The organism is Vibrio sp. 1S139, from assembly GCF_041439475.1.
Lineage (GTDB): Bacteria > Pseudomonadota > Gammaproteobacteria > Enterobacterales > Vibrionaceae > Vibrio > Vibrio crassostreae_C.
Genome location: NZ_JBGOOD010000052.1, coordinates 16,815 through 35,221 on the forward strand (window position 1 = coordinate 16,815; position 18,407 = coordinate 35,221).

An 18,407-nucleotide genomic window follows, 5' to 3' on the forward strand; every position below is an offset into this window, starting at 1 on the left:
CATGTTTAAACTCATAACACCAACCACCGAAAATCAGCTAAACAAGTATTACCATTTTCGTTGGCAGATGCTCCGTGAACCTTGGCGAATGCCGGTAGGTTCTGAGCGCGATGAATATGACCCAATGAGTCACCATCGCATGATTGTTGATGGTCGTGGTCGCCCGATGGCGATTGGTCGTCTGTATATCACCCCAGATCTGGAAGGTCAGATCCGCTATATGGCGGTGAAGAAATCTCGCCAAAGTAAAGGCATGGGTTCGTTGATTCTAGTCGCACTTGAGTCATTGGCTCGCCAAGAGGGTGCTAAGCGCTTGGTGTGTAATGCACGTGAAGATGCGATCTCATTTTATGAGAAGAATGAATTTGAACGTCGCGGTGAGATTAACGATCAACGTGGCCCTGTGCGTCACCAACAGATGGTTAAGCATCTTGACCCAATGGCAGACGTTCTGCGTAAGCCTGAGTGGTGTAATGAGCTTCAGCAGCGCTGGGAACATCAGATCCCGATCAGTGACAAGATGGGCATCAAGATCAACCAATACACGGGTTACCAATTTGAGTGTAGTGCTCAGCTGAATCCCAACTTGAACCCGCATAATACCATGTTTGCAGGCTCTGCCTTTACCTTAGCGACCTTAACTGGTTGGGGGATGACTTGGTTATTGATGAAAGAACGCGGGCTGACCGGTGATATCGTGCTGGCAGACAGTAATATTCGTTATCGTCACCCGGTTGAGCAAAACCCTGTTGCCTCTACTTCATTGGATGGGATCAGTGGTGACTTGGACCGCCTTGCGTCAGGAAGAAAGGCACGTATCATCATTCACGTGACCATTCATAGCGGCGATGTGGAAGCGGTAGAGTTTACGGGAACCTATATGCTGATCCCTGACTACAAAAAGCGATTATCAACAGACTCCAACGTAAGCGTATAGCTGACACTGGCTAACAGATACAGATACAGATACAGATACAGATACAGATACAAGGCGCTACTCCTGTGGAGTGGCGTTTTTTTGTTGGCAGTCGTTAATCTCCGAATACTCAGCTTGGGTGAGCTTTCCTGAGATTTGATGGCATGGGTCCGATAGGGTAATCGAGAGGGTGTGTTGCTCAGCTTTAAGCAAGTCGAGTTCTCCAGAAGCCTCGCCATTGAGCGTTTGAACCCTTTGTTCGCCTTGCTCTGCTGATGATGCACCAATAATATGCATCGGTTCGAGAGTGAAGCGCCCACGGTCAAAATGCGCATTAAGCTCTGGAATTTCAAACACGTTATCAGTCGATGTTTCAGAAAGCTTGTCATTAAAGGTCATCACACCCTGGCGAACGCTGCCAGTGAGTTGCCCTGTGGTTGAGTAACCGAGCATCAGTGAGTCGCCATATAAACCTGCGGCTTGAAGTTCAAACTCGCCATAGCCGGTTGCATCGAGTGGTAATTCAAGTCGCTGCAGCATAGGCGCAATGGGTAACCCATCGGCAGAAATATCTAAGCTCCATGGCTTGCTGATTTGGTTAAAATCGAGCGTTGCATTGGCTTCAATGTAGCCATTCCTGAGTGGTGCAAACAGACGAGTCAGCGTCCATTTTCCTTGTTCGCTATTCATCTCAACCACAGGCTGTGCGCTGAGAATATTTTGGTAGCTGGCATCATTGGCGCTCGCCATCAGCTTCCCTTGCCATAAGCCCAGTTTTCTATCTTGCAGCAGTTGAACTTGATGCCCCTCGACATGTAATCCAGAGACCTGCCAGTAAGGCGTTTGTGCTAGTTGGATAAGTTGGCTGCGTTCTATATTAAGTCGGTTAATCTCGACGTTCTGGAGCTGTGTGAGCCAAGGCAATAGGCGAGCGGCCGGTAGAGGGCTATCTTGGTTTTCGGTAATCCACTTGATGCCTTGCAGGTCGAGCTGCGCCAATTGAATGCTGCTAGGGGCGACTTCGCCATTGAGCTGAACAGTGCCCTGCAGGAATTGAGTATAGAAATCCTCAATCAGAATCCGGTTTGCTTCTAGGTTGAGCTTGAGGCTTGGCTCGATGAACATGTCATCATCAATGGTCACTCCTTCTGCCTGTAGAGAAAAAATGGCTTTCTGTTGTTTCCAGATTTCAAAAGGCAGTTGGATATTTTCTAATGAGGCATCAAAGGCAGCGAGGTGGCCATCTTGCCACTCTACGTCGCTACGCAGAATATCTAAGCTATTGATGTGATTAATATTAATGCCTGCAACATCCCACTCTTTGCTTAGTAGGTTTTGGGTCTGTTTCTGATTGAGTCGTAAGCCATCGACGGTCACATTCACCAACGACCAATCTTGTTGATATTGTTCAGCTTGCCCAGAAATCTTGGCTCCACGCCAGTCAAACGAAGCACCATAAAGGGTGCTGTCGCTAGGTTTTAAGTCTAGGTCAATCAACAGATTATCGAATGCCTCACCTTGCCAATACAGTTGTGAGGCAGAGAGTTGGGTTTTTCCATAAGGTAGCAGCGAGTTATCGTTGTTCCACGTTGGGGCGGAGATCTGTAGGTCGATGCCTCGCGCATTAAACTCTGGCGTCGAAAAGTCGAGATTGTTGATGGCCAGCTGGTGGAGCTTGATGTTTGGTTGGGTAAATAAAGAAGTCAGTGTTTTTAGATCGTCTGCCTCTAATTGTAGGCCGCTGATCAAAACAGATTCAAAGACCAGTTTGGCCTCTGTCATCGAGCTGGGGCTGAACCAAAGATCGATCTTGTCGATATACAGAGGTGTTTGCTTTTCTGGTTGGCTTTGGGTAATGCCCATTAAGGTGATGTGATAAGGCGCCTGATACTCAACATCTTCAATGAATACAGGTTGTTCAATCGTATGTTTGATAAAAAAGTTGGCAACATCCGCACGGTATTGGGTCTGCAGGCTTAATAGCAGCGCTGCGATAGTTGCAACGGCGATAGCCAACACAATGCCGAACACCATGAATACCTTTTTCATTCCCTGAAAGCCTTAAATTTCAATAGTCTTAAAACAGAGTGGAACAAAAAGGGTCAAGCATCAACAAAAAAGCCCCTCAAAAGAGGGGCTTGCTACAAAAATATCATTTTAAATTGGGCGTTTGCTTTTGGCTAAGCCCGAGCAGATGGTTGGATTAGTCCAGTTGAGGACCAGCTGCAACCAGTGACTTACCTTCAGCGTTGTCTGTGTACTTATCAAAGTTGTTGATGAAGCGCTCGGCTAGATCTTTCGCTTTGCTTTCCCATTGTAGAGGGTCAGTGTACGTATCGCGTGGGTCAAGGATCGCTGGGTCAACATCGTGCAGCGCTAGTGGCACTTCTAGGTTAAACATAGGGATAACCTTAGTTTCAGCGTTGTCGATTGAGCCATCTAGGATAGCGTCGATGATGCCTCGCGTATCTTGGATAGAGATACGTTTACCAGTACCGTTCCAACCTGTGTTCACTAGGTAAGCTTCAGCGCCAGCTGCTTCCATACGCTTCACAAGCACTTCAGCGTACTGAGTTGGGTGGAGAGTTAAGAATGCCGCACCAAATGCAGCAGAGAACGTTGGCGTTGGCTCAGTAATACCACGCTCAGTGCCCGCTAGTTTTGCAGTGAAGCCAGATAGGAAGTGGTACTTCGTTTGCTCTGGAGTCAGTTTAGAAACGGGTGGCAGTACACCGAATGCATCAGCAGTCAGGAAGATAACCTTTTGAGCGTGACCGGCTTTTGATACTGGTTTAACGATGTTATCGATGTGGTGAATTGGGTAAGAAACACGAGTGTTCTCAGTTTTTGAACCGTCATCAAAATCGATAGAACCATCACCACGAACTGTTACGTTTTCTAGTAGTGCATCACGACGGATTGCATTGTAGATTTCAGGTTCTGCTTCTTTAGATAGACGAATCGTCTTCGCGTAACAACCACCTTCGAAGTTGAAGATACCATCGTCATCCCAACCGTGCTCATCATCACCGATTAGCTCACGCTTAGGATCGGTTGAAAGCGTAGTTTTACCTGTACCAGATAGACCGAAGAAGATGGCTACATCGCCTTTCTCGCCGACGTTTGCACTACAGTGCATTGAAGCAATGCCTTGCAGAGGAAGCAGGTAGTTCATCATTGCGAACATGCCTTTCTTCATCTCACCGCCGTACCAAGTACCACCGATGATTTGAACGCGCTCTGTTAGGTTGAAAGCAACGAAGTTTTCAGAGTTTAGACCCTGCTTTTCCCAGTTAGGGTTAGTTGTTTTAGCACCGTTCATTACCACGAAATCAGGTTCGAACGTTGCTAGCTCTTCGTCAGTTGGACGAATGAACATGTTCTTAACGAAGTGCGCTTGCCACGCTACTTCAGTGATAATACGCACGCTTAAGCGCGTATCAGGGTTAGCACCACAATAACCGTCGATGACAAACAGGCGCTTGCCAGATAGCTGAGTTGTCACAAGCTCTTTCAGCTCATTCCATACTTCAGTTGTAATCGGTTTGTTGTCATTTTTGCCTTGATCTGACCACCACATGGTATCGCGGGTCGTGTCATCTTTAACAATGTACTTATCTTTTGGTGAGCGGCCAGTAAAGATACCAGTGTCTACCGCAACAGAGCCTAGTTCCGTTACTACGCCTTTTTCGTAGCCTTCCAAACCTGGCAGTGTTTCTTCAACGAATAACTGCTCGTAGCTAGGATTACGAAGAACTTCAGTAACGCCAGTCAGTCCGTGCTTAGTTAGATCAATTTGTGCAGCCTTTGTATGTTCCATAACGGTCATAGGTGCTCCTTGTAGGATATTTTGTAGGGATTTTGTATTAATTTTTTATTGTTATCTGCTCACCATGCTAGCAACGAGACTCGGGGGAAACAGGGATATAGCTCAAAAAATATCCATATTAGCCATGGGGTTTTAAGCGTCTCGTCACATATTGGCCCAACTAGTCTATCCTGTACGCAAACCTTTGCGCTAGGGGCGAGAACATTATTAATTGATTAAAATTAAGCGGTGATTTTATTACGAGATGTTACGGAGTTTGCGCTATTTTGATCACAAAAAAGGCCAGCTGAGTGCTGACCTTTTTGGGGTAAATTACGTGTTTTTGGTACGCCGTAAATTAATGAACCGTATTGCTGCCTTTATCTGCTGCTTCTGCGTACAGTGCATCAACATTATTCTTGTCGAACGAGTAATTTGTGCCACAGTAATCGCAGTGTAGACCAACGCTTCCTTCGGTGCTTAGGATGCCGTAGATCTCTTCTTGAGCAACAGTAATGATTGCTGCTGCACTTCGATCGCGTGAACAGCCACAGAAGAACTCAACCGGTTGTGGTGTGAATAGCTGTACTTTCTCTTGGTTGTACAAACGGTAAAGCAGTTCGTTCGCTTCTAGAGTGAATAGCTCTTCGTTTTTCACGGTGTCTGTTAGTTGCTCTAGGTGCTCGAAGTCGTCTGGAGTACCGGTGCCGTCAGGCATTACTTGTAGCAACATACCTGCAGCGTGTGCTTTGCCTTCATGCTCGCCAGTGCGCAGCCATAGACGAGTCTTAAGCTGTTCAGAGTTAGCGAAGTAGCCTTCAAGCACTTGTGCAAGCGTGTCACCTTCAAGACCAACGATACCTTGGTAACGCTCACCTTTCTTAGGATCGATAGTGATCACTAGATGACCTTTACCCATTAGGGCGTGTAGACCTGCGTCGTCTGCGATATCGCCTTCAAAGCGAGCAACACCACGGATCTTCTGATCGTGATCGCCATTGATAACTGCTAGAGATACTGGGCCGTCACCTTGCAGCTGCATCGTGATAGAACCTTCAAACTTTAGGGTCGCCGTTAGTAGCGTCGTTGAAACCAGTAGCTCACCCAACAGCTTTTGTACTGGAGCTGGGTATTCCTTGCTAGAAATAATCTGTTGGTACGCTTCGTCCATCTGTACCAATTCACCACGTACTGATAGGTCTTCAAATAGGTAGCGATTTAAAACATTACTTGTAGACATTGGGTCTGCCATTTGGCTATTCCTTCTAGCTTATTGAGTCTTGAACTTGATGATGTCACGACGTTGCTTTTTATCTGGGCGACGTTCTGGTGCTGGGCTATGAGCATTTAGCTTGCGCTGTTGTGCAAACTCTTCTCTTTTTGCCAAGCTTTCGGTGGTTTCTTCATAGAGGGTTTGAGCGATCGGGGCTCCACCACGATGGGCTGAGATTTTCTCGATCGTTACCGTCTTTTCTTCATTACCTTGGCGCAGTGTAATCACAGCCCCAAGTTCGACAATTTTACTTGGCTTGCTGCGCTGACCATTATAGTGGACTTTGCCACCATCGACCATGTTGCGAGCAATAGACCGGGTTTTGTAAAAACGAGCTGCCCACAACCATTTATCGAGTCTGACAGCTTCATTAGCAGTTTTCATATAGGGCTGTGCCTTATTAAGTGAGAAATGAATGCGGTTTAACTGTAACGAACAGTGCGCAACATGTTTTTGATGATGCTTATCACATTAAGTAGAAGCTTAAAGTGGAGGCGGTTGGCATTTTTTTCAAGTCATAATACAAAATAGCCATGTTATGCCGATTTATCGATTTGCTATGATATAGTTCAGGATCTTATTGCTTAAATAAGCTTGGTATCGAACGAATGAATAAAAAAGCTGAAAGTTTAATGATTTGCAGCGTTTGTCGTCATGAAAAGGGACTAGGAAAGTGAACTTTTTAGAGCTCAAAAATCGCGTAGGGAATTCTCCTATGTTGAGCCGCTTATTAGAGAATGGATTTGTACTTCAGCAGAAACTAAGTTTAGCGACCTGTTGTGTATTGATTGCAGCTTCCGCATGGATCTTAGGGCAGCTTGCATGGTTTATCGAACCTGCTGAGCAGACTATCGCGCCTTGGACAGCAACGGCTCCATCGTCTTCAGCACCTCAATCGACCCTTGATATCTCTTCTTTGCAGCAGAGCAACATGTTTGGTGCTTACAACCCAAGCACGCCCGCTGTGGTTGAACAGCAAGTTATCCAAGATGCGCCTAAGACGCGATTAAACCTCGTTTTAGTGGGTGCAGTCGCGAGCTCGAATCCAAAACTGAGCTTAGCGGTGATCGCCAATCGCGGCACGCAAGCGACCTACGGAATTAATGAAGAGATTGAAGGCACTCGAGCCAAGTTAAAAGCGGTATTAATCGACCGCGTTATCATTGATAACTCAGGACGAGACGAAACCTTGATGCTTGAAGGTATTGAGTACAAGCGTTTGGCTGTATCAGCGCCTGCGCCACCTCGTAGCTCTTCTTCGGTTCGTGGTAATAATCCGGCTTCAGCAGAAGAGAAGCTTGATGAAATTAAAGCGAAGATAATGAAAGATCCGCAACAAATCTTCCAATATGTTCGACTGTCTCAGGTGAAGCGTGACGATAAAGTGATCGGTTATCGTGTGAGCCCTGGCAAAGATTCAGAACTTTTTAACTCTGTTGGGCTCCAAAACGGAGATATTGCCACTCAGTTAAATGGACAAGACCTGACAGACCCTGCTGCTATGGGCAACATATTCCGTTCCATCTCAGAACTAACAGAGCTAAACCTCGTCGTCGAGAGAGATGGTCAACAACATGAAGTGTTTATTGAATTTTAAAACTTTGCGTCTAACGAAGGACGAAAGTGTAGGAGAAGTACGTGAAGCATTGGTTTAAGAAAAGTGCATGGTTATTGGCAGGAAGCTTAATCTGCACACCCGCAGCCATCGCGAGTGATTTTAGTGCCAGCTTTAAAGGCACTGATATTCAAGAGTTTATTAATATTGTTGGTCGTAACCTAGAGAAGACGATCATCGTTGACCCTTCGGTGCGCGGAAAAATCGATGTACGCAGCTACGACGTACTCAATGAAGAGCAATATTACAGCTTCTTCCTAAACGTATTGGAAGTGTATGGCTACGCGGTTGTCGAAATGGACTCAGGTGTTCTTAAGATCATCAAGGCCAAAGATTCGAAAACATCGGCAATTCCAGTCGTTGGAGACAGTGACACGATCAAAGGCGACAATGTGGTGACACGTGTTGTGACGGTTCGTAATGTCTCGGTACGTGAACTTTCTCCTCTGCTTCGTCAACTAAACGACAATGCAGGCGCGGGTAACGTTGTGCACTACGACCCAGCCAACATCATCCTTATTACAGGCCGAGCGGCGGTAGTAAACCGTTTAGCTGAAATCATCAAGCGTGTTGACCAAGCGGGTGATAAAGAGATTGAAGTCGTTGAGCTAAAGAATGCTTCTGCGGCAGAAATGGTACGTATCGTTGATGCGTTAAGCAAAACCACTGATGCGAAAAACACACCTGCATTTCTACAACCTAAATTAGTTGCCGATGAACGTACCAATGCGATTCTTATCTCAGGTGACCCTAAGGTACGTAGCCGTTTAAGAAGGTTGATTGAACAGCTTGATGTGGAAATGGCAACCAAGGGCAACAACCAAGTAATTTACCTTAAATACGCCAAAGCAGAAGATTTAGTCGATGTGCTGAAAGGCGTGTCGGACAACCTACAATCAGAGAAGCAGTCATCAACCAAAGGCAGCTCATCGCAGCGTAACCAAGTGATGATCTCTGCACACAGTGATACTAACTCTCTAGTTATTACCGCGCAGCCTGACATCATGAACGCTCTGCAAGACGTGATCGCACAGCTGGATATTCGTCGTGCTCAGGTATTGATTGAAGCCTTGATCGTTGAAATGGCAGAAGGCGATGGCGTTAACCTTGGTGTGCAATGGGGCAACCTAGAAACGGGCGCTATGATTCAGTACAGCAATACTGGTGCATCGATTGGTGGTGTGATGGTGGGTCTAGAAGAAGCTAAAGATTCTACTACAACCACCGCTGTTTATGACTCTGACGGAAAATTCCTACGAAACGAAACCACCACTGAAGAAGGTGATTATTCAACATTAGCCTCTGCACTTTCAGGTGTTAACGGTGCAGCCATGAGCGTGGTGATGGGTGATTGGACAGCCTTGATCAGTGCGGTAGCCACCGATTCCAACTCAAACATCCTATCTTCTCCAAGTATTACCGTGATGGACAACGGCGAAGCGTCATTCATTGTGGGTGAAGAGGTTCCCGTTCTGACAGGCTCGACGGCGGGTTCAAGTAACGATAACCCATTCCAAACGGTTGAACGTAAAGAAGTGGGCATCAAACTGAAAGTAGTCCCACAAATCAATGAAGGTGATTCGGTTCAGCTGAATATTGAACAAGAAGTATCGAACGTATTAGGCGCAAACGGTGCGGTTGATGTGCGTTTTGCCAAGCGTCAATTGAATACGTCGGTGATTGTTCAAGATGGCCAAATGCTGGTGCTTGGTGGCTTGATTGACGAGCGTGCATTAGAGAGTGAATCTAAGGTGCCATTCTTGGGTGATATCCCAGTGCTAGGGCACTTGTTCAAATCAACCAGTACTCAGGTTGAGAAAAAGAACCTAATGGTATTCATCAAGCCGACCATTATTCGTGATGGTATGACGGCCGATGGTATTACTCAGCGTAAATACAACTTTATTCGTGCTGAGCAGTTGTATAAGTCAGAGCAGGGCCTGAAGCTGATGGATGACGATAATATTCCAGTGCTGCCTAAATTTGGCGAAAGCATGAATTACCCGGCTGAACTTCAAGCCTTCATTGATCAGATGGAAACAGAATAATGGCTGAATTGGTAGGGGCGGCACGTACTTATCAGCGCTTGCCGTTTAGCTTTGCGAATCGTTACAAAATGGTGCTGGAGTATCAGCACCCAGAGCGCGCACCGACACTATATTATGTTGAACCACTGAAATCAGCGGCGATCATCGAGGTGAGCCGTGTAGTGAAAGATGGTTTTACACCACAAGCGATCACTGCCGATGAATTTGATAAAAAACTGACCGATGCGTACCAACGTGACTCTTCAGAAGCTCGTCAATTAATGGAAGACATTGGTGCTGACAGTGATGACTTCTTCTCGTTGGCGGAAGAACTGCCACAAGATGAAGACTTGCTTGAGTCAGAAGACGATGCGCCAATCATCAAGTTAATCAACGCGATGCTGGGTGAGGCGATCAAAGAAGGTGCTTCGGATATCCATATCGAGACCTTTGAGAAGTCGCTATCGATCCGCTTCCGTATTGATGGTGTGCTGCGTGATGTTCTTGCACCAAGCCGTAAATTGGCGCCGCTGCTCGTGTCACGTGTAAAGGTTATGGCGAAGTTGGATATTGCAGAAAAACGCGTGCCACAAGACGGTCGTATTTCTTTGCGTATTGGTGGCCGAGCGGTTGATGTTCGTGTTTCAACCATGCCTTCTTCGCACGGTGAGCGTGTGGTAATGCGTCTGTTGGACAAAAACGCCACTCGTCTAGACTTGCACAGTTTAGGTATGACAGCAGAAAACCATGAAAACTTCCGTAAGCTGATTCAGCGCCCACATGGCATTATCTTGGTGACCGGCCCGACAGGCTCAGGTAAATCAACGACCTTGTACGCTGGCCTGCAAGAGCTTAACAGCAACGAACGCAACATCCTTACCGTTGAAGACCCAATTGAATTTGATATTGATGGCATTGGTCAAACACAAGTGAACCCTAAGGTTGATATGACCTTTGCGCGTGGTTTACGTGCGATTCTTCGTCAAGATCCCGATGTGGTAATGATTGGTGAGATACGTGACTTAGAGACCGCAGAGATCGCTGTTCAAGCCTCTTTGACCGGTCACTTAGTGATGTCGACCCTTCACACCAATACGGCAATCGGTGCAATTACGCGTCTGCGTGATATGGGCATCGAACCTTTCTTGATCTCTTCTTCGCTGCTGGGTGTTTTGGCTCAGCGCTTGGTTCGCACCCTGTGTAACGACTGTAAAGAACCTTACGAAGCGGATAAAGAACAGAAAAAACTGTTTGGGTTGAAGAAGAAAGACAGCCTGACGCTTTACCATGCCAAAGGGTGTGAAAGCTGCAGTCACAAAGGCTATCGAGGCCGTACCGGTATTCATGAACTCCTGATGATTGACGATTCGGTACAAGAGCTGATTCACAGTGAAGCTGGCGAACAGGCAATTGAGAAAGCAATTCGTGGCACAACACCAAGTATTCGAGATGATGGCTTGAGCAAAGTTCTGAAAGGGGTAACTTCCTTAGAAGAAGTGATGCGCGTGACCAAGGAAGTCTAGTATGGCGGCATTTGAATACAAAGCACTGGATGCCAAGGGTAAGAGCAAAAAGGGCTCGATTGAAGCGGATAACGCTCGTCAGGCTCGCCAGCGCTTAAAAGAACAAGGCTTGATGCCGGTTGAGATGACCGAAGCCAAGGCCAAAACAGCGAAAGGTGCACAGCCTTCGACTAGCTTTAAGCGTGGTATCAGCACGCCAGACCTTGCTTTGATTACTCGCCAAATTTCCACCTTGGTGCAATCAGGCATGCCGCTAGAAGAGTGCTTGAAAGCCGTGGCGGAGCAATCTGAAAAGCCACGTATTCGAACCATGTTACTGGCGGTTCGTTCGAAGGTAACGGAAGGTTATTCGCTAGCCGATAGCTTGGCTGATTACCCACATATCTTTGATGAACTGTTTAGAGCCATGGTCGCGGCTGGTGAGAAATCGGGTCACTTAGATGCGGTATTGGAGCGACTGGCTGATTACGCAGAAAACCGTCAGAAGATGCGCTCTAAGTTGCTGCAAGCGATGATCTACCCTGTGGTGCTGGTGGTGTTTGCGGTGACGATTGTTTCGTTCCTGCTGGCAACCGTGGTACCTAAGATCGTTGAACCGATTATCCAAATGGGCCAAGAACTTCCTCAATCGACACAATTTTTATTGGCATCGAGTGAATTTATCCAGAATTGGGGCATCCAATTACTGTTGTTGATCATCGGTGTGATTGTGTTGATTAAGACCGCTCTGAAAAAGCCGGGTGTTCGCATGAGTTGGGATCGCAAGCTATTAAGCATTCCACTGATCGGCAAGATCGCGAAAGGAATTAATACCTCTCGTTTTGCACGAACACTCTCTATCTGTACCTCGAGTGCGATTCCTATCCTTGAGGGGATGAAGGTTGCGGTTGATGTAATGTCGAATCACCATGTGAAGCAACAAGTACTGCAGGCGTCAGACAGTGTTAGAGAAGGGGCAAGCCTGCGTAAAGCGCTCGATCAAACCAAACTCTTCCCTCCAATGATGCTGCATATGATCGCCAGTGGTGAGCAGAGTGGTCAGTTAGAGCAAATGCTAACAAGAGCGGCAGATAACCAGGATCAAAGCTTTGAATCGACCGTGAATATCGCGTTAGGTATCTTTACGCCAGCACTTATCGCTTTGATGGCAGGCTTAGTGCTGTTCATTGTGATGGCGACTCTGATGCCGATGCTTGAAATGAATAATTTGATGAGTGGTTAATCAACTGCTCATAAGACGTTAGTTTTTGGATTAACGAGAAGAAGGACATTATTACCTTCAACTCGCTGTCTGTAATTTGGAGAAAATAATGAAAAACAGAATGAAGAAACAATCAGGCTTTACCCTATTAGAAGTGATGGTTGTTGTGGTTATCCTTGGCGTATTGGCGAGCTTTGTTGTACCTAACCTATTGGGTAACAAAGAGAAGGCTGACCAACAAAAAGCCATCACTGATATTGTGGCGCTAGAGAACGCGCTAGATATGTACAAACTGGATAACAGCGTTTACCCAACAACGGATCAAGGTCTTGATGCATTGGTTTCTAAGCCAAGCAGCCCAGAGCCTCGTAACTACCGCGACGGTGGCTACATCAAGCGTCTGCCAAACGACCCATGGGGTAACGAGTACCAATACCTAAGCCCTGGTGATAACGGCACTATCGATATTTTCACTCTTGGTGCTGATGGCCAAGAAGGTGGTGAAGGTATTGCGGCGGATATCGGCAACTGGAACATGCAGGATTTCCAATAAGCTTCAGCTTATTGTTTGATTCGTTATTGATGCTTGATACGTTATTGATGGTAGGACGTAAACAGATGGAGTCTAAAGGTGAAAACTAAGCAAACACAGCCAGGTTTCACCTTGATTGAGATTCTCTTGGTGTTGGTACTACTGTCAGTAACGGCGGTTGCGGTGATCGCGACCATTCCTACCAATAGCAAAGATGTTGCTAAAAAATACGCTCAAAGCTTTTATCAGCGAGTTCAATTACTCAATGAAGAGGCTATTTTGAGCGGCTTAGATTTTGGCGTTCGAGTTGATGAAAAGAAATCGACCTATGTACTGATGGCGCTTAAGTCTGAAGGCTGGCAAGAAGTCGATTTTGAAAAAATCCCCTCTTTAACTGAACTACCGGAAGAACTCGCATTGTCACTGACCTTAGGTGGTGGCGCATGGGAAGACGATGATCGGTTGTTCAACCCAGGAAGCTTGTTTGATGAAGATATGTTTGCTGATCTTGAAGAGGAAAAGAAGCCGAAACCACCACAGATCTACATCTTGTCGAGTGCTGAAATGACGCCATTTGTATTGTCGTTTTATCCAAATACCGGAGACACCATACAAGATGGTTGGCGTATTCGAGTATTGGACAATGGTGTGATTCGACTGCTAGAACCGGGAGAAGAAGATGAAGAGGAATAACCGTTCTCCTTATCGTTTTCGTGGTATGCCCCTTGGTTCTCGAGGAATGACGCTGCTTGAGGTATTGGTTGCGCTCGCTATCTTTGCGACTGCGGCGATCAGTGTGATTCGTGCTGTTACTCAGCACATCAATACCCTCAGTTATCTCGAAGAAAAAACCTTCGCGGCTATGGTCGTTGATAATCAAATGGCTTTGGTGATGCTGCATCCTGAGAAGCTAAAAAAAGCGCAGGGCACACAAGAGTTGGCCGAGAGAGAGTGGTTTTGGAAGGTCACGCCAATCGATACTAGCGATGATTTATTAAAGGCGTTTGATGTGAGTGTGGCAACCAGTAAACAAGCTTCTCCAGTGGTCACGGTGCGCAGCTATGTGGTCAAGTAAAAGCGTGGCGTTAGCTAAGAGCAAGTCGCTAAGTAAGAGCATGTCCGCCAATAAGCGTGTGCCTCGTCAACAAGGACTATCTTCGAAAGGGAGAGGCTTTACCTTAATTGAGGTTTTGGTCTCGATCGCTATCTTTGCCACGTTAAGCATGGCGGCTTATCAGGTAGTAAATCAGGTTCAACGCAGCAACGAGCTTTCAATCGAGCGCAGTGCTCGTTTAAATCAACTGCAACGTAGCTTAGTCATTTTAGATAATGATTTTCGCCAGATGGCGGTACGACAATTTCGTACCAATGGTGAAGAAGCATCATCTAAGCTGATCTTAATTAAAGAGTATTTACTGGATTCCGACAGCGTTGGCATCATGTTTACTCGCCTTGGCTGGCATAACCCACAGCAGCAGTTTCCTCGCGGAGAAGTCACCAAAGTGGGTTACCGCATTAAAGAAGAAACACTTGAGCGTGTGTGGTGGCGTTATCCCGATACCCCTGCAGGCCAAGAGGGTGTGATTACGCCTTTGCTTGATGATGTTGAGAGCTTGGAATTCGAGTTTTATGACGGAAGCCGCTGGGGGAAAGAGTGGCAAGCCGACAAATCGCTACCGAAAGCGGTAAGGTTAAAGCTAACCTTGAAAGATTATGGTGAGATAGAGCGTATTTATCTCACCCCTGGTGGCACGCTAGATCAGGCCGATGATTCTTCAAACAGTGACTCTTCAAGTAGTAATGAGGGGAATAATGACTCATCGAACTAATAAGTTTGCACTGACAAGGTCTGCCATGGGGCGCAAGCAGCGAGGTGTTGCGCTGATCATTATCCTGATGCTACTGGCGATAATGGCAACCATCGCAGGCAGTATGTCGGAACGCCTGTTTGCTCAATTTAAGCGCGTGGGCAATCAACTGAATTACCAACAGGCTTACTGGTACAGCATTGGTGTCGAAGCGCTGGTGCAAGACGGCATTAGGCAAAGCTACAAAGACAGTGATACCGTCAACTTGAGTCAACCATGGGCGTTAGAAGAACAGGTATACCCGTTGGATTATGGTCAAGTTAAAGGCCGTATTGTTGATGCTCAGGCATGTTTTAATCTCAATGCGTTGGCTGGTGTGGCGACGACTTCAAGTAACCAAACACCTTATTTAATTACGGTTTGGCAAACCTTGTTGGAAAACCAAGATGTTGAGCCTTATCAGGCCGAGGTTATTGCACATTCAAGCTGGGAATTTGTTGATAGTGATACCCGAACCACCTCTTCAGCTGGTGTAGAAGACAGTACTTATGAGGCGATGAAGCCATCTTATTTGGCAGCGAATGGCTTAATGGCCGATGAGTCCGAGCTACGCTCGGTTTATCAAGTCACTGGTGAGGTGATGAATAAGGTTCGCCCCTTTGTTTGTGCTCTGCCGAGCGACGATTTCCGTTTGAATGTGAATACTCTTACGGAAAAGCAGGCGCCGTTATTGGAAGCGATGTTTGCCCCCGGCTTAAGTGAATCGGATGCCAAACAGCTGATAGACAAACGCCCATTCGATGGTTGGGATACGGTGGATGCGTTTATGGCTGAGCCTGCTATTGTGGGTGTGAGTGCCGAAGTCAGCAAAAAAGCGAAAGCATATTTAACTGTAGATAGCGCCTATTTTGAGCTAGATGCAGAGGTATTAGTTGAGCAGTCACGTGTACGTATACGGACGCTTTTCTATAGTAGTAATCGAGAAACAGTGACGGTAGTACGCCGTCGTTTTGGAGGAATCAGTGAGCGAGTTTCTGACCGTTCGACTGAGTAGCGAACCACAAAGCCCTGTGCAGTGGTTAGTTTGGTCGACAAGCCAACAAGAAGTGATAGCAAGTGGCGAACTGTCTAGCTGGGAGCAGCTGGATGAGTTAACGCCTTACGCTGAAAAGCGTAGCTGTATCGCTTTATTGCCGGGAAATGAATGCTTAATTAAGCGTGTTGAGATCCCGAAAGGTGCTGCTCGCCAGTTCGATTCTATGCTGCCGTTTTTATTAGAAGACGAAGTCGCACAAGATATCGAAGACTTACACCTGACTATTTTAGAGAAAGACGCAACGCACGCGACAGTGTGTGGTGTGGAACGTGATTGGCTTAAGCAGGCGCTGGATACTTTCCGCGAAGCGAACATTATCTTTCGTAAAGTATTGCCTGATACCTTAGCGTTGCCTTTAGAAGATCAGGGCATCAGTGCGCTGCAGATCGACCAACATTGGTTATTGCGTCAAAGCAACTATCAAGCAGTGTCGATCAATGAGGCGTGGCTAGCGATGTTCTTACAAAGCGATTGGGTTGCCTTAGATGACGAAGAGCAATCACCAACGATTTTTAGCTACACCGCACTGCCAAGTGATGACGTTCAACTGCAAAGTGGCATTGAGTGGCAAGCTAAACCTGCGGAACTGGTGATGTCTTTACTGAGCCAACAAGCCATTACAAGTGGCGTAAACTTACTGACTGGCACCTTTAAAACCAAATCTTCATTCAGTAAGTACTGGCGTGTATGGCAAAAAGTAGCGATCGCAGCTTGTTTGCTGGTGGCGGTGATCGTCACTCAGCAAGTCTTAAAGGTTCAGCAGTACGAAGCACAAGCCGAAGCGTACCGAACGGAGAGTGAACGTATTTTTAGAAGCGTACTTCCGGGCAAGCAACGTATTCCGACGGTCAGCTACCTTAAGCGCCAGATGAACGACGAAGCTAAGAAGTATGGTGGCTCGGGTGATGGTGATTCCTTACTTGGATGGCTAGCGTTACTGCCAGAAACTTTAGGACAAGTGAAAGCCATCGAAGTGAATAGTATTCGCTACGACGGCAACCGCTCAGAGGTGAGATTGGAAGCGAAAAGTACTGACTTCCAATATTTCGAGACTGCGCGAGTGAAACTTGAAGAGAAGTTTACCGTTGAGCAAGGGCCATTGAATCGTAATGGTGATGCCGTATTTGGCAGCTTTACTCTTAAACCCCATCAATAACCTGCGTAAGGAGATCAGTGATGAGAAATATGATTGAGCCACTCCAAGCGTGGTGGACTTCAATAAGTCAAAGAGAGCAACGACTAGTGATTGGTTGCTCAATTCTATTGGTGGTCGGTGTCGTTTATTGGGGGCTAATCCAGCCACTCAGTCAGCGAGCTGAACTTGCGCAGACCCGCATTCAAAGCGAGAAGCAACTACTGGCTTGGGTAACCAATAAAGCCAATGAAGTGGTTGAACTACGAGGCAGTGGCGGCATTAGTGCCAGTCAACCTCTGAATCAATCTGTGCCTGCTTCTATGCGTCGCTTTAATATCGAGCTGATACGTGTGCAACCACGTGGCGAGATGCTGCAAGTCTGGGTGAAACCTGTGCCTTTTAATAAGTTCGTTGACTGGCTAACATACCTGAAAGAAAAACAGGGTGTGGAGGTTGAGTTTATGGACATTGATCGCTCCGATAACCCAGGGGTTATTGAGGTCAACCGACTACAGTTTAAACGAGGTTAATGTGAAACGCGGTTTATCTTTGAAGTTAGGTTTACTTTTTGGCGGCATCTTTATTGTCTTTTTCTCGGTTAGTCTGTTGCTGCATCTACCGGCCTCTTTTGTACTCAAACATGCACCGGCTGTGCGTGGCTTGAATATTGAAGGTGTTGAAGGAACGGTTTGGCAGGGCAGCGCCAATAATATCGCCTGGCAGCGTGTTAATTACGGTTCAGTGCAGTGGGACTTCCAGTTTTCTAAGCTATTTCAAGCCAAAGCAGAACTGGCGGTTCGTTTTGGTCGTAACAGCGACATGAACTTGTCAGGTAAAGGGCGTGTCGGGTACAGCATGAGTGGCGCGTATGCAGAGAACTTAGTGGCCTCAATGCCTGCTATGAACGTGATGAAATACGCCCCAGCCATTCCAGTCCCGGTTTCAATTGGTGGAAAGGTTGAGCTGACGATCAAGCATGCGGTTCATGCTCAACCTTGGTGTCAGTCTGGTGAAGGTACTGTGGCTTGGTCTGGTGCTGCAGTCGATTCACCTGTTGGTTCGTTAGACCTTGGTCCTGTGATTGCGGACATAACCTGTGAAGACAGTACAATTGCAGCCAAAGGCGTTCAGAAGAGCACTCAAGTAGACAGTGAGTTCTCAGCGAGTCTAACATCTAACCTGCGCTACACATCTGCAGCGTGGTTTAAACCGGGTGTTGAATTCCCGCCAACGATGCAAAATCAGCTTAAATGGTTGGGTAATCCTGATAGCCAAGGTAAGTACCAGTTTACTTATCAAGGTCGTTTTTAGCTAAACGGCTAAGGGTCACTAAATTACGAGATATAAAAAACGGGCACCTCACTGAGGTGCCCGTTTTGTTTGTTCTGAGAATCTAGAGGATATCTGACAGTTAAAGGGTAAGCGTCTTTAAATCGACTCATTGACTTTCAAGCCTCAACACAGATACCGCCA

General features: G+C 46.6%; 17 protein-coding genes. 13 read left to right on the plus strand and 4 right to left on the minus strand.

Translation table 11 applies throughout. From position 1 onward, the window contains the following. Position 1 precedes the first annotated feature (1 nt). On the plus strand, positions 2–937 hold the full coding sequence (locus ACED46_RS16295; protein ID WP_102428477.1) for a bifunctional GNAT family N-acetyltransferase/hotdog fold thioesterase: 936 nt from the start codon (positions 2–4) through the stop codon (positions 935–937). Between the two features lie 57 nt (positions 938–994). On the opposite strand, the gene ACED46_RS16300 is transcribed toward ACED46_RS16295, so the two are convergent. The 4 genes from ACED46_RS16300 to hslR form a co-directional block, all read right to left on the minus strand. Continuing rightward, positions 995–2,965: an AsmA family protein gene (locus ACED46_RS16300; protein ID WP_371721915.1), complete on the minus strand. Its 1,971-nt coding sequence runs from the start codon at positions 2,963–2,965 to the stop codon at positions 995–997. A 154-nt stretch (positions 2,966–3,119) separates the two neighbouring features. Then, entirely contained in the window at positions 3,120–4,745 is a 1,626-nt protein-coding gene (pckA, locus tag ACED46_RS16305; protein ID WP_017062492.1) for a phosphoenolpyruvate carboxykinase (ATP), read from the minus strand. 337 nt (positions 4,746–5,082) lie between these two features. Further along, positions 5,083–5,976 (minus strand): Hsp33 family molecular chaperone HslO, encoded by an 894-nt coding sequence (gene hslO, locus ACED46_RS16310; RefSeq protein WP_371721916.1) that lies wholly within the window; start codon positions 5,974–5,976, stop codon positions 5,083–5,085. Positions 5,977–5,994: 18 nt separating this feature from the next. Next, positions 5,995–6,381, minus strand: coding sequence for a ribosome-associated heat shock protein Hsp15 (gene hslR, locus ACED46_RS16315; protein WP_017062490.1), 387 nt, complete (start codon positions 6,379–6,381; stop codon positions 5,995–5,997). 331 nt (positions 6,382–6,712) lie between these two features. On the opposite strand from hslR, the gene gspC reads away from it, so the two are divergent. The 12 genes from gspC (at position 6,713) to ACED46_RS16375 (ending at position 18,245) form a co-directional block, all read left to right on the plus strand. Next, positions 6,713–7,594, plus strand: coding sequence for a type II secretion system protein GspC (gene gspC, locus ACED46_RS16320; RefSeq protein ID WP_371721917.1), 882 nt, complete (start codon positions 6,713–6,715; stop codon positions 7,592–7,594). Between the two features lie 41 nt (positions 7,595–7,635). Continuing rightward, entirely contained in the window at positions 7,636–9,660 is a 2,025-nt protein-coding gene (gene gspD, locus ACED46_RS16325; RefSeq protein ID WP_371721918.1) for a type II secretion system secretin GspD, read from the plus strand. Beyond that, entirely contained in the window at positions 9,660–11,162 is a 1,503-nt protein-coding gene (gspE, locus tag ACED46_RS16330; RefSeq protein WP_371721919.1) for a type II secretion system ATPase GspE, read from the plus strand. Before gspD ends, gspE begins: the two co-directional genes overlap by 1 nt. 1 nt (position 11,163) lies before the next feature. Beyond that, complete coding sequence (gspF, locus tag ACED46_RS16335; RefSeq protein WP_048661299.1) at positions 11,164–12,384, plus strand: type II secretion system inner membrane protein GspF; 1,221 nt, start codon at positions 11,164–11,166, stop codon at positions 12,382–12,384. An 88-nt stretch (positions 12,385–12,472) separates the two neighbouring features. Further along, positions 12,473–12,916: a type II secretion system major pseudopilin GspG gene (gspG, locus tag ACED46_RS16340; protein ID WP_017062485.1), complete on the plus strand. Its 444-nt coding sequence runs from the start codon at positions 12,473–12,475 to the stop codon at positions 12,914–12,916. Between the two features lie 78 nt (positions 12,917–12,994). Then, positions 12,995–13,588: a type II secretion system minor pseudopilin GspH gene (gene gspH, locus ACED46_RS16345; protein ID WP_017062484.1), complete on the plus strand. Its 594-nt coding sequence runs from the start codon at positions 12,995–12,997 to the stop codon at positions 13,586–13,588. Next, entirely contained in the window at positions 13,575–13,970 is a 396-nt protein-coding gene (gspI, locus tag ACED46_RS16350) for a type II secretion system minor pseudopilin GspI (RefSeq protein WP_017062483.1), read from the plus strand. The genes gspH and gspI overlap by 14 nt, the downstream gene beginning before the upstream one ends. Then, on the plus strand, positions 13,957–14,724 hold the full coding sequence (gene gspJ / locus ACED46_RS16355; RefSeq protein WP_371721921.1) for a type II secretion system minor pseudopilin GspJ: 768 nt from the start codon (positions 13,957–13,959) through the stop codon (positions 14,722–14,724). The genes gspI and gspJ overlap by 14 nt, the downstream gene beginning before the upstream one ends. Beyond that, on the plus strand, positions 14,708–15,757 hold the full coding sequence (gspK, locus tag ACED46_RS16360; protein WP_371721922.1) for a type II secretion system minor pseudopilin GspK: 1,050 nt from the start codon (positions 14,708–14,710) through the stop codon (positions 15,755–15,757). Before gspJ ends, gspK begins: the two co-directional genes overlap by 17 nt. After that, complete coding sequence (gene gspL, locus ACED46_RS16365; protein WP_017062480.1) at positions 15,726–16,955, plus strand: type II secretion system protein GspL; 1,230 nt, start codon at positions 15,726–15,728, stop codon at positions 16,953–16,955. The genes gspK and gspL overlap by 32 nt, the downstream gene beginning before the upstream one ends. A 20-nt stretch (positions 16,956–16,975) precedes the next feature. After that, positions 16,976–17,464, plus strand: coding sequence for a type II secretion system protein M (locus ACED46_RS16370; protein WP_102332602.1), 489 nt, complete (start codon positions 16,976–16,978; stop codon positions 17,462–17,464). A 1-nt stretch (position 17,465) separates the two neighbouring features. Beyond that, complete coding sequence (locus tag ACED46_RS16375; protein ID WP_371721923.1) at positions 17,466–18,245, plus strand: type II secretion system protein N; 780 nt, start codon at positions 17,466–17,468, stop codon at positions 18,243–18,245. The last annotated feature ends 162 nt before the right edge of the window (positions 18,246–18,407 follow it).